This window comes from Bacillus sp. SLBN-46, assembly GCF_031453555.1.
GTDB lineage: Bacteria > Bacillota > Bacilli > Bacillales > Cytobacillaceae > Neobacillus.
The window spans coordinates 3,077,400-3,092,669 of the sequence record NZ_JAVIZM010000001.1 but is presented as its reverse complement, the minus strand read 5'-3'; the positions used below and the strand labels follow the sequence as shown (position 1 = coordinate 3,092,669).

Below are 15,270 nucleotides of genomic sequence, written 5' to 3'. Positions count from 1 at the left end.
ACTACCAAGAAATTCTAATGATATAATTTCAGTATATTCACGTATCATCACGTATCTAATATCAAAAGGAGGTTAGGGATGGATTTTTACATTAGTTGGTCGCATAGTGACGCCATATTTTGTGATTATTTTGATGAGTGTTGTATGTTAATCTCAGCTGTTCCAGACAACAAGTATGGGGTTAAGAAGTTCAAAAAGAAGCCCCAAAAATTAATTATCGACTCAGGAGCTCTATTTTACTCAAAAAATCCAGGGAAATATAAGCTCAAGGATATATTAGAAATTCAGAAATTCATCATTGATTCTGCTCCGCCAGATATTCCAATAAAGTTAGTCCACCTAGATGAGCCTCTACTTAACAAAAACACTCTATCAGAAAAGTTCTCCTCAGTTGAAAAAACATTATTTAATGCCTACGAATATTTAAATTTAATGAATAAGAGTAATCTACCAAAAAATGTTTCATTGATGGGGGTAATTCAGGGATATGATATGCCAAGTACTAAATATTGCATATTCGAGTTAAAAAAAATGGGGTTTGAGAATCTTGGGCTTGGTTCTATGTTAGCAAGAAGCCCACTAGAGCAGGTACGTTATATGAAATCTGTTACAGAAATAGTAGGTCCTGAAAATTTACATATTTTCGGAGTAACAGGCATCGAACAAATAAAAGAAATGGCAAAACTAAATATTTTATCTTTTGATTCCAGTCGACCGACCATGGTAGCAGCCTTTCACCAAATCTTTTATAGTAATCCGTTTCGAACTTACGTCATATCAGAATCAAATGTTAAGCGAAGGAATTTGGTCATTAGTAAACCGCTTTATTGTCAATGTCCAGTATGTATGAAAGAACCCCAAGATATCCTTAACATATCTCATCGCTATTATATGAAGTTAAGATCAATCCATAATTACTATCATTTGGCAAAGACCATAGAAGATATAAAAATTAGTGAAGGGGTGTTATAGTGTCTTTATTTCAAATATGTTATGGACCAGAGATTGGGGCCATACTTCAAACCATTCAAAAGTATCCAGGTATAGCAAGGGAGGAGTTGGTCACAAAGTATCAGTACCAACCACAAGGTGATATTTCTTCATTAATGGATGCAGCTCTCATTTTTTTAATGAATTTGAATTATATACAAATCGATAATCTGAGAAATATATGGCCGCTCAAAAAATCCGAAGTAAAGATGGTCCATTATCATGAGCGATTAAAAGAGATAGCAGAAAAATCGTGTAATCCAGCAGATTCAAATTATGTATTTTCAACCATGTATTACCACTTATTTGTTGTACCAAACCAACTCTATGTGAAAGACCTGTATTATGAAGCGAATCTCATATTTGATAAGCTAGTCATCAGTCAGGAAAAAGTAAATGCTTGGAAAAGAATTATGGAGTACTTTGGATTAGGTTATCGTGTATATGGAGGTTTTTATGCGCTTCCACACATACATTTAATGGAGAGCATTGTTCAAGAAATCGGAGAGTGGGAAGGACCGTTGCAACTCTTGTTTGAAAAAAAATTAAATCTAATTATTCCTTGTGTGTACAAGGGAACAGTTTTTAATGGAATGGTCTATTCAATCATTAATTTAGGAAAACTGAATGGCCTGAAATTATCGAAGAAACAGGATTTACCCTATCAGTCCTATGGAGAAAAGAAACAATGGAACTGGGTGAAGCTCGGAGGTGACTCTGCATGATTCCTTGTATTTCAACGTCAAGCATTGGCTATTTATATGGTACGGCAGACGAAAGATATAATTTTTCAAAAGAGTTTTTTAGAAAAACTCATTTTCCACAAATCCTGAATCGGTATTATAAGGATATGTTAATTGAAAGTGTTACTGAAAAGGATTTATTGCAGGAGTTGGAGTCAAGCCATGAATTTGGAAATCGAGTGTATGTGATATTTGGTTCAACGGGATCAGGAAAGTCTGAACTGCTCTGCTGGATAAGAGATCAATGGGGCCAAGCCAATAATCCACGACCGATTGTAAGGATTTCTCGGAATGAATTAAATCCCCAAGTACTAGTGAAAAAATGTTATAAATCGATTGGATTAGAACTAGGGGACTTAATTATTGATGAAAATAAGTGGGATTTATTACTAAGTAAGCCAATTACCATTATCAACCAAATGGTCTGGTCAACTATGTCAGAATTATTTGACCGTGACGAAGATATTGTACCGGCGACATTATTACTAAGGCCAGTAATCGAAAAAAATATATTGGAATTTACAAAACAAATCCGTGAAGGAAAAATTAGTAAACCATTAGAAATAATTAAGAAGGAGGAATACGAACTTCTGCTCGAAAGTACCACCATAAAAATCAATATCAATTATAATAAATTTCGTTATTCTTTATTAAAAAAGTTGGATCAATTTCTTTTCCAAGGAACTGATATAAAAACTATTTTTAAGCAACTTTCCAAAAAGTTAGTAGAGAAGAAAATTCGTCCCGTTCTGCTTATTGATGATTTGGTACAATCAATTAATTTGTATGCTTCGGACCTTCTAGATTATTTTATAACCTTAGAAGAAGGAAATTGGGATGTAGTGATTGGCTTAACACCAGGTGTTGAACAAAGCGGTGATTATAACTTAGAATTAATGAATCGAATTAAGACCTTAGATACAATTGACGACCGAGTCAGGAAACTATGGTTATCAGATGAGTCTGGATCGAATTTCTTCTCACTGGATAAAGTACAAGCACAAAACTATTTACAGAACTATCTAAAAGCACTTAAAGAAGCAAATGGTTTTTCATGTTCATATGAATGCCCACATGCAAATTCATGTGAAAGGTTATTAAATAATTCACAAAATCAATTGGAAATCCTACCGTTTAATACTTCACTCATAAACAGAATCTATGATGGGATCCCAAATGGTAAGGGTGCACTAAGGTATTTGATTCTTCACTCAAGGGAATTTTTACAATTCTTAGTAAAAGGCGAGACAAAAGGTATTGCCAAAGTATCCAATTTACTATATAGAGAGATTTTTACTGACCATGAAGATAAAGTTATAAAATTATTAGCAGAAATGTATGCTGACTCGAATAATGATGAGTATACATTGTCTAAATCACTCTTAAATCATTTTAGGTATGACAGTAGTGACAAAACGGTTACTGTGAGAAATCTAGAGATATATAAGAGTGAAACTGTAGTAGAAAACATTTCTCAGAAGAAAAATATTGTTAATACACATATACGAGATTGGATAGAAGGGAAAAAAGTAAAAGAAGAGTTATTAGAACCAGTCCGTTCTGGTGTGGCCACATTAATTCATGAAATTGTGAAAGGGACTTCGGTACTAAGAGAAAATACATCCAGGTCTATTAAGTCAACGGCGACCATCCAACGAAGTGAGGTTATAAATCGAAATAAATATCCAATTACCTTTACAGAAAACAACACAACTCAGATTGTGATTGATAAGCAAATAAACCTTCTGCAAATTGCAAATTTTCAACAACTAAAGATGCAAGATCGAGGAGATAGGTTTGCGGCCGTAGCAAATGAGGGAAATATAGCACATTGGATTTATCAATCAGAGAAGATAAAAAACCAATGGGTATCGGAACTTGAAGAATGTCTAGGATACCCACTTGCCGATTTTGCTTATTATTTGAAAAACTTACTGATAAAGATTCATGACATCGGAGAAAGTGAATGGACAAGCACGCTCGCAAATCCCATTAAAAAAGAGTGGTTAGAAATTTCCGAAGAATTATTTCTGGATTGGTTTGCGCTAAGAGATAATATCATTGATGTGAATCTTCTAGAAAAAATGGTCAATACCGAATGTTTTAACAAGGAATTTTTCACAAAGAAACCATCAAAGGAATTAAACAAATTCCAAATTCGGAATTATCCATTAGCGAATTTCCTAGTAGAACTGCAAAAAGAAGTGAAAGAATTTGTTGATCAACTAGAACCTTTAATCATAAAGAAGGCTGCTGAAATACAGAAACTAATTCGTTACTCCCGATATTTCACCAAAGAAATGGCTGAAAAAGTGAAACAAATGAATGTGCTCATACAAAAAGAAAACCGAACAATGGATGACCTTTCAGATATCAGTATCAGTATTAATTGGTTGTCATCTGAAGAGAATAGACAAGTCATTGCACAAATAGAAAATGAACAATCATACCTCAATAATATTCATAAGTTTCTACAGTTTGTCGATGGTAATGTTGAAATTGATAATATAGAACAATATTTGATGGATCAATTAAAAATGAGAAGTCAGGTAAGAAAACATGTAATCAAATTAATGAAAAAAGGGGAAACACAGCTTCCAAGGAAACAATGGAAAGGGATATTAAGGGAAATGGAAGAAGTGAATCCCAATTTCTTTGAGCATATATCTGTAAATGTTCAAATAAGAAAATAGTTTATGGAGAAAGTTGGAAGTTGAACCAACTTTCTTTTTTTTGTGATAAATTACCTAAATTGCTAGTTTTTATACCTTATTTTTAAAACTTTACATAGGAATACTATACGTATATATGTTAAATTAGAAGTATGTCATAAATTGTAATAAGGTGTTGATTGCTGTGGTTGGGGAAATCAAAGTTGGTATGTATATCAGATGTAGTATAGATTATGAACATCCAGATACACCTAGGAGATTCGCCCTAGGGCAGGCAGATACCATAAATACATATGAAGAACAGGTTTCTGCACAGTTTTTTAATTTAGATAAACAATTTGATTATTTTTCACTATATAAAGTCCCTAAACAAGAAAAGTATCACGTGACCCAAGTGGAACACGTTAAGATTCTCCCAGATACTAGGGCGTTGCTTAACAATCTGAATCAAGAAGTAAAGATCCTTCAATATTCACATGAAGATGAAAAGGGTTACTACTGGTACTACGTCGAAGTTCCATCAGGAAAAGAAAAGAGAATCAAGATTCTTTGTGAATCAGGACTAACAGTCTCATTTAACCGAGCGGATGTAGACCCTGTAAACCAGATCCTGCATTATGAGTTAAACAATCCGAGTTGGTACATGAAACGTGAAATTGTTACCAACTCACTCCATACATTAAAGAATGCAACATTTGGTTTTGATACATTGGTTGGCTCTCGCGTTTATTTGTTAAAGCACCAAGTCGATACCATTGTAAGAGCGATTTCAGAACGACCATGCCGTTTTATGCTAGCTGATGAAGTAGGTCTTGGGAAAACTATTGAAGCAATCGTCATTATGAAAGGGCTTCAAAAACGAATCGGCGATATGAGGATCTTAATTATTACACCGGAATCCTTACTCTTTCAGTGGAGAAATGAATTATCATTTAAGTTTTGGTCAAATTTCCATGTGTACGGTGAAACGAACGGAGAAGAGGATTATTCTAATGTGCTCTTTCCATTAGAGAAGGTTAGTACGGTAATCGGTGACAAGGTCATGAAGGAGAATTGGGACCTGGTCATTGTGGATGAAACACATCGCCTGCTTTTTCTGGATGAAGAATATAAAAAATTACTTCATGTCAGTCAGCGAGTGGAAAACCTTCTGTTATTAAGTGCAACGCCGATTCAATCACGTCCAAATGAGTTTTTGAAACTCGTTCGCTTGCTTGAACCGAAGAAATATTTAACCATGTCTGAAAGTCATTTTGATGAATTATTAGAAAAACAATCCTACATACGTAGACGTGTGTATCAGATGATGCAAGAACTCTCGGATTATCTTGAAGATGAGTTAGTGGACGATTTTATTGATAATTTCGAGAAGATCTCAAAACGACTAGATGACGATATTTTTGATCAATTAATTGACAAGATTGATGCTGATTCAGAAGACCAAGGATTGGAGCAAGTTAAATTAGCGCTTGCCTATCTGGCGGAAAATTACCAAATTGAGCGCAAGGTGATACGTCACCGCAGAAAAGAGTTGGAGCAGCAACTTCCTAAAAGATATAAAGAAATTGTCACTTATCAAATGCAGGGTTCTGATATGCTCTATTATGAGGCTGACGTAAATGATACCTTACTAAATTACTTAGAATTTATCAATCGACAAGGTTTTGACAGCAAAATAAAAGGTGCTTACCATCGTCTCTTTTTATCCGCCATGTATAGTTCACCATGGGCATTGGATTACATCATAACAAAACGCCTTGAGTTTTTAAAAAATAACAATGTAACCGTTGACAGGGAAGCATTAAAGCCATTACTGCAAATGCCTGTAATAACTGATGAGGAAAGTTATTTACAGGACTTATCGGGCATGACCAACAGGTGGAAGAGACAGGCAGAAGTAGAATTCACCAAAATGGAAGATCTCTACAATGATCCCGAATTAATTAAGGGAAGATTAATGTTTGTTTTAGACTACTTAACGGAAAATGCGGAAAATGAAAAGGTCGTGATCTTTTCGCAGTGGAAAGAAACGATTGCCCAGTTTGAGCGTCTACTTGTAGCCCGTTTTGGTGAGAACAGTGTTCGAAGTTTTTACCATGGCAAAAACGAAGAAGAACTTCAGCAAGCAGTCGATGATTTCCAAAGTAAACCAGACTGTCGGTTTATGGTCTGCGACCCGCTTGGTGGGGAAGGTCGTAATTTTCAAATGGCGGATTTTCTCGTCCATATTGATATCCCATGGTCGCCGACGGACCTAGAACAGCGTATTGGCCGAATCGACCGATTAAATAGAGATAAAGATGTACTCTCAGTTGTCTTTTGTTCCGAAGAGACTATTGAAGAAGAATTATTCCGTTTATGGGATGAAGGGTTACAAGTATTTGATGAAAGTTTAAGTGGGATTGAAATTGCACTTTATGAAATTCAAAATACCATCACCGATGCCATTACCTCGAACTTAGAAAATGGATTAAGCAAAAAGTTAGAGGAAATAAACGCAAGTCTTGCGAAAATGAGAGAAAAAGTAGAAGAAGAACGGTTTTTTGATGTAGCAAGACAATTAGATCAATCAGTAGAACAACAACTGCTCTACTTAATTGATCAATTTGACGAAGATGATGGCGGTGTTCTGGCTTCCACGATGATGACTTGGTCGGCATTATGCGGTTTACATGGAGTAGGTGTCGAAAACGGAACAGCTGTTATGTACTCACCAAAATCATTTAATTTTAATTCAATGAACAATGCTCAATATTTTGTGCCAGATTTAAATGAAGCGAGGAAAAGAGCGTTACGTTCACAGCAATTACGTGGTACCTTCATCCGGAAAAAAGCGATTGAGCGCGAAGACCTCATGTTTTTCGCTCCAGGTGATTTATTATTTGATTCCATCGTGAACAATGCCTACGAACTTTATGCTGGCCGGTCAACGGCACTTGAAATTCAAACCAATAGCGTTGATTGGGAAGGTTTCCTTTTCACTTGGTCGATTTCGTTAAATCCGAAACCGCTGATTGAAATCGGTGAAAGTATGGATCATCTTTATCATGCCCAAGGCTACCTGCCATTGCAGCACTTTAAAACGGTCGAGAAAGTCGGCGGAGATGAGATTGATGAAAGAACGATTCTTTCGGTAATGTCTGGTCATTTGCCGGATAAAGTATTGAGACATATGGGGAAACGTGGCGGCGGAAATTTCAAACAGTTTCTAGAAGAGTATCCGCGTGATATTTGGGAAAATATGATTGAAACGAGTTACGAACGCAGTAAACAAAAAGTAAGAGATCACTTTACATCAGAAGTTCATGTTGAACAGGCAAAAGAAGATTTTGGACAAAGAATTAACTCACTTAAAGCATCAAACCTTTATTATGGCTACCAGGATGATAGCAATGTTATGTATTTGAAAAAAATCTTTGATGCTGTACTGAAAGGGATTGAGAATCCAATATTCCGTTTGGAATCTGTGGCCTTAATAAGGATGGTGAATATGGTTGGAAAAAATATATGAATTAACGCAGAAGGTCTTGCATGAGGAAATGGATATGGACGAAGGTATCGAAAAGTTGAATCATTTACTTGAGAATGCTGATATTCGTTTACTATCTACCGCTAGTTGCGTGAAGCGTTTATTTCGTTGTCTTAAACAACTATATTCCAACCATAAGCAAACATCGATTTTCGATTTTGCAGGACATCTGCGTCAATTTATCCTTATGTTTCAGAAGAAGGTTCAGGTTTCCTATGCATTACGTGATCAACTCATGAGTATTGCCGATCAGGTTGGTTTGTATGTGAGGTCAGATGGGGAAGTGAGCACCGAATACCCTGAACATCTCCCAGATATGGAGAAAATCCATGAGATTTACCGCTTACCTGAAAGACGAGTGGTAAATGCACCCATTGGGGACGGGGTCTTACACCACATGGCGGGGTTCACAAACTATCGCTCAGAGGCGCAGAAAGTGATGGTGAAAGCTTGCCTGAACATGGAAGAGGGCGAGACGTTAGTTGCTGCCTTACCAACAGGAGGAGGCAAAAGTTTAGTTTTCTTAATTCCGTCTTTCTATGAAACAGAAGGTGGAACCATCGTGGGTTCGTTAAGAGAAACAGCAGGAACAACGATTGTTGTTGTTCCTACTGTAGCGTTAGCATTGGATCAAAAAATGTCGGCACAAAAATTTTTCCCGAATGCCCGAGAAGAAAAATTCCAACCCCAGGCCTATTATGGGGGAATGCCGCTTGAAGAAAAACAAATCATTCTTGAAGGACTAAGAGAAGGTTCTTTGCCAATTTTATATACCAACCCTGAATCAATCGTCAATGGATCATTAGCAAATGTAATCGAAGATGCCGGTTGGCGAGGGAATATCACTCGGTTCGTCATCGATGAAGCCCATATCGTGCTCGATTGGGGGAGTCACTTCCGAACAGATTTTCAACTATTAACAGTATTCCAAAAACGGTTGCTTAAAGCGACAAGAGGAAAGTTGAAAACCATTCTTTTGTCGGCCACGTTGACGGATGAAGCGACCAATTTACTAAGGCATCTTTTTTCTCACAATGACCAATATACAGAAATTCGCGGGGACGAATTGCGCTTAGAACCTACTTATTTTATTAGTGAAAGCAAATCAAATCCCGAGAGATATCGAAAAATCACCCAAATCATCCCTTACTTGCCGCGACCGATTATCCTCTATGTATCAAAGTTGGAAGACGCAAGACTTTGGAAAGTAATGTTGCTCGATAAAGGTTATAAAAGTATTGAAACTTTTTCTGGCAATACATCCGATACTGAACGGGAACGAATCATTCGACAATGGAACAATGATGAAATTGACATGATCGTCGCTACTTCAGCATTTGGAATGGGAGTAGATAAACGCGATATCCGCACGGTCATACATTGCTGTCTTCCTGAAAGTGTCAATCGATACTATCAGGAAGTAGGTAGAGGCGGGCGTGATGGATTCGGGTCAATTAGTTTATTAAATTATGTATATGAATATGATACGGCTGTTCAAAATAACTTAACTTCCCAGTCGGTCCTAACCATCGATATGCTATGGGATCGTTGGCATGCGATGTTTGATCGGAGAGAATCTGCAAAGAGATCTGATGAATTTTGGCTTTATATGAGTTCGCAGCATAAAGGTCTCTCTGGAGAATCTGGAAAAAGTAATGCCGCATGGAATGAAGCAGTTTGTCTCATGTTGGCAAGACATGGTGTCATCGAGATTCTCGATACCTGGTATGAAACGGGTGAATCCTTTAGACGGTTATTGGTGAAGATCTTAAACTTCTCCATGATTAACGACAAGGAACAGTTCATCAACAATCTAGGACCTGACCGTGATAAGGAACGAAAAAGAGTAAATAAAAATCTTAGACAAATAAGAAAACTGGTACTTGATAAAGAAGAAGAATGCGTTTCTGAATACTTTATTGACACATACACGTATGCGCTAGAAGCATGCGGCGGTTGTCCTTCCTGCCGTGCACAAGGAATCGATATCAGATATCACCGTCCAAAACTTTTGATTCCATTTTCGAATCAAATTATGGAGGCAAAAGGCGAATTAACAGGCAGCCTGCGAGAATTCTCGGGTGGATTCAAGGAGATTATCTTAAAGGTCGACGAAAATCAATGGAAACCAGAAGAATTGGTTAAGGTCATACAGCAATTAACGGATAGCAACGTATCCTCGATGGTATTACCAGATGAGAAGGTATTGGACTTAACAGAGGTGGTTCAGGAAGCCCCAACAGGTGAAGGATCGATTAATTATACATTCTTGACGGCTGAGGAATTAGCCACTTATCCGTTAGGTTTATTAAATGGGACTGTTGCCATTTTCTATCGATGTGATGAAAAGCAAAATGATAGGTTATACCTTTGGTCAAGGAATTTTCTAGCAAGACATCCACTTGGAAAAGTGGTCCATATTTCAGTTCCGGAAATCATGATACCTTCAGAAGGAAAAACTCTAGACAGCATAATAGATTATATAGCAGTAGACCTCCATGATTTTCTCGAACGACAGGATGACATGTTTATTTCTGAGTTTATGTAAATAAGATATCCTTAGATTTTGTACTTTATCGACCCTTGTTGTTAAAGTAAATCTAAGGATATTTACTTAAAAGTTGAAAAAAAGAAAGGATGGTGGAATATGCCATTTGATAACAGGATGAAAAACATGCAGACACCTGGACGGGTGCAGGCATTATGCAAATTTTTACTTTTAGGTTCATACCCAATAGAAACAGTTAAGGAGTTCGTACAGCCAAATTCTCCTGATAAAAATCAAGCACATGAAGTCATTAATCTTGCCAAAAATGGCGGATTAATTAAAGTAGATAAGAATGTCGCATCTTTGAACGTTCCAGAAGAGGATGTTACGGACAATAAGCGATTTGAGCATTATTTAACACGTAAGGCATTCCATAACACCGATTTTATTTTTGGCCGATTTTCCGCCTGGATTCTATCAAGAAGCGAGAAAGCCATGAATGAATCAAAAGATGAATTAGCTGAACGCTTCTTTAATGAGGTAACAAAGAAATATCAAGAGATGAATGAATTTAATAAAGATAATATAACTGCTTGGGTAACCTGGGCAAATTATTTTGGTCTTGGACATACTATGGATGCAAAGTTTGTCGCGAATCCAGCCAGGAGAATTCAACGCATGATTGAAAATGATAAAGAAATTGAAAGAAATGAATTTATTCCATTTAGAAAGTTTATGAAATGGTTGGGTGAAAACTGTCCTGAGTTGGATGGCGGGAAATTAAATCTTGAATTTAATGATCAGTTTACAAGTCAACAACTATCATATGCGTTATCACTTGGTTTAAGGACGTTACATGACTTAAAGGTCATTACTTTAAAAAATACTCGTGACGTTGAAGACATATGGTACTTGCAAGATGTTCCATTGCATGAAATACCGAATCAAGTAACCGAAATCATGGTGAAAGGTTGATAGATGATGGATAGTAAACAATATAAACAGAAACTCTCTGATGTCTTTCAAATTAATGCGATAACAGTTGATAAAGATTACTTCATGTTAACGCATAAACCATTCAAAACAATAAAAATGTTGAGCAAAGGCCTATTTTTAAGTGGCCAAGAGTATTTTCATGAGAACGAACTTTATCAGATTATCAATGATAACCGTGAGAAGCACCAGTTCCATGTCGTCAAAGGGGACAATGGTTCAGGAAAATCCCATTTAATCCGCTGGATCAAAGAACATTATGAAAATGATGCAAAAAATGAAGCGGTTATTTTTATTTCACGGATGCAAAGTACGTTAAAAGGTGCCTTACAGCAAATCATTAATTCCCAAGTCATTCAAAATCATGAAACCTCCCATCGTCTAAAAAAATTAATAGATGCCAATGAGCATTTGGATAATCAACACTTAAAAAATATTATCCTTGCCCATTTCATGGTGGCGGTCCAAGAGGATGATGATTCACATGATGTAAAACTGAAGCCAAATAAGCGAAATAACCTACATGACTACCTATCCAGCCAAGAAACCCGCGCTCTATTATTACATGAAAATGGTCCAATTGACCGAATTCAAAAAAAGTTAGCAACCGGGGTTAATAATGCAGTCATGAATGACGTAGACCCTCATTTTGTGGCGAATGACTTCTACATAACATCTGCTCAGGCCCAAGAATTGAAAAAAACGGATATTAGTAAAAGAGCGCTTCGACTAATAGGGGATATTCAAGAATCAACAAATCCAGAGGAGCAGGAAGAAGTTGAAGAATTTCGTGAACGTCTCGCTGCCTATTTAAATCAATTTCTAGATAAAGTCGTTCAAGAATGTCTCAGTTTAAGGGGAACGGATTTAAAGGATATTTTTACCCTTTTACGCCAAGAGTTAAAGAAAGAAAATAAGAATTTAACCTTATTTATTGAAGATATTACTTCTTTCACGGGTGTGGATAAAGATCTAGTCGAGGTCCTAATCACCGATCATAAAGAAAATGATACCCTTTGCCGATTGATTTCAATCGTAGGGATTACAAATGGTTATTACAAGACTTCGATGCCGGGAAATATCAAAGATCGGATTACCAGTCATATTGAAATTGATCATGTCGTGATTCAAGATGAAGATGAGAGTGCGGAACTTGCAGCTCGCTACATCAATGCGGTTTATTTAGCCGACGCCGAAATCAAAGAGTGGAAGAATAATGGCTATCCATTGGATGATTTCCCTGTGGCAACCATCTTTAAAAAGCACGAATGGGCTAATGTTAATATTGAAGGAAACTTAGAATTATCGATCTTTCCTTTTACGAAAGCGGCTTTGTGGAACTTCTATTCCAATTTAGAACCGCAAACACCACGTAATTTCTTACAAACTGTATTACTACAATACATACAAAAATACACAATTGACGGGCCAAAAGGGGAATTCCCGCCAGAGATTGATAAGGTGATTGCCGATTTTAAGAAGGTTCCAAACTGGAAAGATTCTGCGACAGACCGAGTATTAAAAAGAATCGTTCCCTCTCACTTAAACGACCGTTACCAAACACTTTTCCGGATTTGGGGTAACGGGACCTTAAATCACCAGGTAATCAACGGAAAGAATGTCGTTGGCGGATTGGAAGAGGATGTATTTTCCGCGTTTGGTCTAGAGCCAGTGGAAGGAATACAAGGATCCGCACAAGGTGGAACCAATATTACTCCGCCAACTCTACCAGGTCGAGACGTTAAACCACCTGGAGAACGCACAGGTATTACGCCGATTGATAGAAAGAAACCACCAGTTTCGCCAGTACCACCAATTGAACCAGTGTCACCGCCGGTTAATCCACCAGTCGAACCAACTGTGACTGTTGAACCTTCAAATCCAGAATTGGATGAAGCGGTAAGTGAACTCGAGAAATGGGTAAAAGGCGGGCCGCTGACGAACACTTGGATGATTGGGGATGTATTAGAGTTTATTCGTGAATATATTCATTGGGATTTAGAAGCCGAAGGAATTTCTACTCTGATTGTCAAAGATTTCCTAACCAATAGCTATGTCTTAATTGAGGGACAAACAAAAAATGTCCGCATCAATCAAGAGAGCGCTCTTATGTTTAAAAGAAGTGATGTTTTGAGATATGCACTAGAAGCCCTTGCCCAATATAAATTCGAAGGAAAGGGAAGTTGGAATTTTGCCAGTTCACAAATGGCGCTTTTATCACTGCACACATGGATTGAACTCGAAAAACAAAACATCTTTTCTTTCTTGAAAAAACCTTATGATTACACGGGGGATCATTGGGAAATGGAAGACTATGTGATTGCCGCTGAATTTTATACTACTTCACTCATGAATGGATTTACAGGTGATGAAAAAACAGCTGAGGACATTTATCTGAAATTAGTAAAGGGCAAGAAAAACGATCAATTACAGCAACATAGTCACCCTTGGATCACAACAACCAATTACTTAAACCTTGAACATACAGATCTATTCAAAAGATATTTCAATGAACTTCAAGGTGAAGTGAAAAGGGCTGGATCTGCTTCAACCTTTTTCTATGATGTCTATGACATGATTGGTACGATTAACCGATTAAAGGAAAGGGACTTTGAATTAAATCTTAAAGATATACCGAAAGGGTCGAGCAGTTGGTATACATCGGTTAACATCGTTTCGAAACTTCAATCCGGAGATCGTTTAGAAAAAGCCATAAATGAGGAATTAAAGCACTCTACAAGTGTGATCGAAAAGTTTACTCCTCTATTGGGGGACAAAGTAACTGTAGAAATCGTGGAGAACACCGTCAAGGAAATGAAAGGTCTATTAGATTACTTGATGGAAATTCAGGAGCCATTTCCTGCCTCCCAATTCGAGGTATTATCGCAAAACATTTTGGATTACGGACAAATCGTTGCCAAAATACACACCTTACAGGAACTTGCCCAATCAGATTCATCGATGGAGCAATTAGTGGCATTATCCAATAATCCATCTCTTGAAGTACTGCCATTCTACCGAGTCTTAGACAATTTCAATAAGTTGATGGAGGAGAAAAGTGCTGACAAGAAACGGAAAATGACCACTTTTAAGACGGAGTATTCCTCCTATTCAAGTGACCCGCTTAACGAGGTAAAGAGTGAATTGAATACCATAAAAGAGTTTATTTCTGAACTGCATGAAAGGAGTGTCAATCATGCTGTTAAATAAAATTGCCGAAGCACGGAAAACCTTTGAAGATTATCGAGAAATTGATTACCAACTTCGTCAAGCCCGCAAGGTCAACCTTTTTAGCCAGACGGCAAAAACGGAGATCAATAAAATTAAGGGCACATTAGGAAGTTACCATGCACTGCATCAAATGGATGCAGAAGCTTTCCAAAAGAAGGATTTTTCTTATGAGATTAAAAGGTTAGAATCCTTATTGAAAACGGGTCTTCAAACGATGAATCGCGATGAATTAATGGGGTTTTCAAGACTTTTCAAAAGTCTTGATGACGACCTAAAAATGAAGTGGACTTTCTATATCGGCAATAAAAATAAAGATATCATCGGTCTACTTGAGAGCCTGCAAAACATCGTAGAGAACAAGCAGGAAATCAGGCAATTAATCTCGGAATTAAAAACATTTGAAAAAAAATGGCCAGTAACACCAGCAACAATAAACCGCTACAATGATCATTTTAACAGTGCCAATAAAGTGATTTCCGAAATGAATGCGAGTACAGGTGTTCAAGATTTTATAACTAGAGTGGCAGCGAATCAAGCAACATTAGAAGATTTGACAGATGAAGTCATCAACTGGCTACGCACGAAACAACTGACGAACAAATTAGTGATTAAATTCAAGTAAGG

At 37.0% G+C, this 15,270-nt stretch carries 8 protein-coding genes; all 8 read left to right on the top strand.

From position 1 onward, the window contains the following. Nucleotides 1-78: 78 nt before the first annotated feature. The 8 genes from QFZ87_RS15845 (at nt 79) to QFZ87_RS15810 (ending at nt 15,268) form a co-directional block, all read left to right on the top strand. The gene (locus tag QFZ87_RS15845) at nt 79-972 is read left to right on the top strand and encodes a tRNA guanosine transglycosylase family protein (RefSeq protein ID WP_309863174.1); all 894 of its coding nucleotides are present in this window, start codon (nt 79-81) and stop codon (nt 970-972) included. Further along, nucleotides 972-1,715 carry a hypothetical protein gene (locus tag QFZ87_RS15840; RefSeq protein ID WP_309863170.1) on the top strand — a complete coding sequence of 248 codons (744 nt, stop codon included), beginning with the start codon at nt 972-974 and terminating at the stop codon, nt 1,713-1,715. The genes QFZ87_RS15845 and QFZ87_RS15840 overlap by 1 nt, the downstream gene beginning before the upstream one ends. Then, on the top strand, nt 1,712-4,426 hold the full coding sequence (locus QFZ87_RS15835) for a hypothetical protein (protein ID WP_309863168.1): 2,715 nt from the start codon (nt 1,712-1,714) through the stop codon (nt 4,424-4,426). The genes QFZ87_RS15840 and QFZ87_RS15835 overlap by 4 nt, the downstream gene beginning before the upstream one ends. Before the next feature lie 163 nt (nt 4,427-4,589). Further along, nucleotides 4,590-7,916, top strand: coding sequence for an SNF2-related protein (locus QFZ87_RS15830; protein ID WP_309863165.1), 3,327 nt, complete (start codon nt 4,590-4,592; stop codon nt 7,914-7,916). Further along, entirely contained in the window at nt 7,900-10,482 is a 2,583-nt protein-coding gene (dpdF, locus tag QFZ87_RS15825) for a protein DpdF (protein ID WP_309863160.1), read from the top strand. Before QFZ87_RS15830 ends, dpdF begins: the two co-directional genes overlap by 17 nt. A gap of 117 nt (nt 10,483-10,599) precedes the next feature. Continuing rightward, nucleotides 10,600-11,397 carry a hypothetical protein gene (locus tag QFZ87_RS15820; RefSeq protein ID WP_309863158.1) on the top strand — a complete coding sequence of 266 codons (798 nt, stop codon included), beginning with the start codon at nt 10,600-10,602 and terminating at the stop codon, nt 11,395-11,397. Between the two features lie 3 nt (nt 11,398-11,400). Then, a complete protein-coding gene (locus QFZ87_RS15815; RefSeq protein WP_309863155.1) occupies nt 11,401-14,625 on the top strand; it encodes a P-loop domain-containing protein in 3,225 nt (1,074 codons plus the stop codon). Next, nucleotides 14,612-15,268 carry a hypothetical protein gene (locus tag QFZ87_RS15810; protein ID WP_309863152.1) on the top strand — a complete coding sequence of 219 codons (657 nt, stop codon included), beginning with the start codon at nt 14,612-14,614 and terminating at the stop codon, nt 15,266-15,268. Before QFZ87_RS15815 ends, QFZ87_RS15810 begins: the two co-directional genes overlap by 14 nt. The last annotated feature ends 2 nt before the right edge of the window (nt 15,269-15,270 follow it).

Bases quoted from the DNA above. Each gene is read 5' to 3' on its own strand.
- QFZ87_RS15845 (WP_309863174.1), top strand. From the start codon at position 79: ATGGATTTTTACATTAGTTGGTCGCATAGTGACGCCATATTTTGTGAT.
- QFZ87_RS15835 (WP_309863168.1), top strand. From the start codon at position 1,712: ATGATTCCTTGTATTTCAACGTCAAGCATTGGCTATTTATATGGTACG.
- QFZ87_RS15820 (WP_309863158.1), top strand. From the start codon at position 10,600: ATGAAAAACATGCAGACACCTGGACGGGTGCAGGCATTATGCAAATTT.
- QFZ87_RS15815 (WP_309863155.1), top strand. From the start codon at position 11,401: ATGATGGATAGTAAACAATATAAACAGAAACTCTCTGATGTCTTTCAA.
- QFZ87_RS15810 (WP_309863152.1), top strand. From the start codon at position 14,612: ATGCTGTTAAATAAAATTGCCGAAGCACGGAAAACCTTTGAAGATTAT.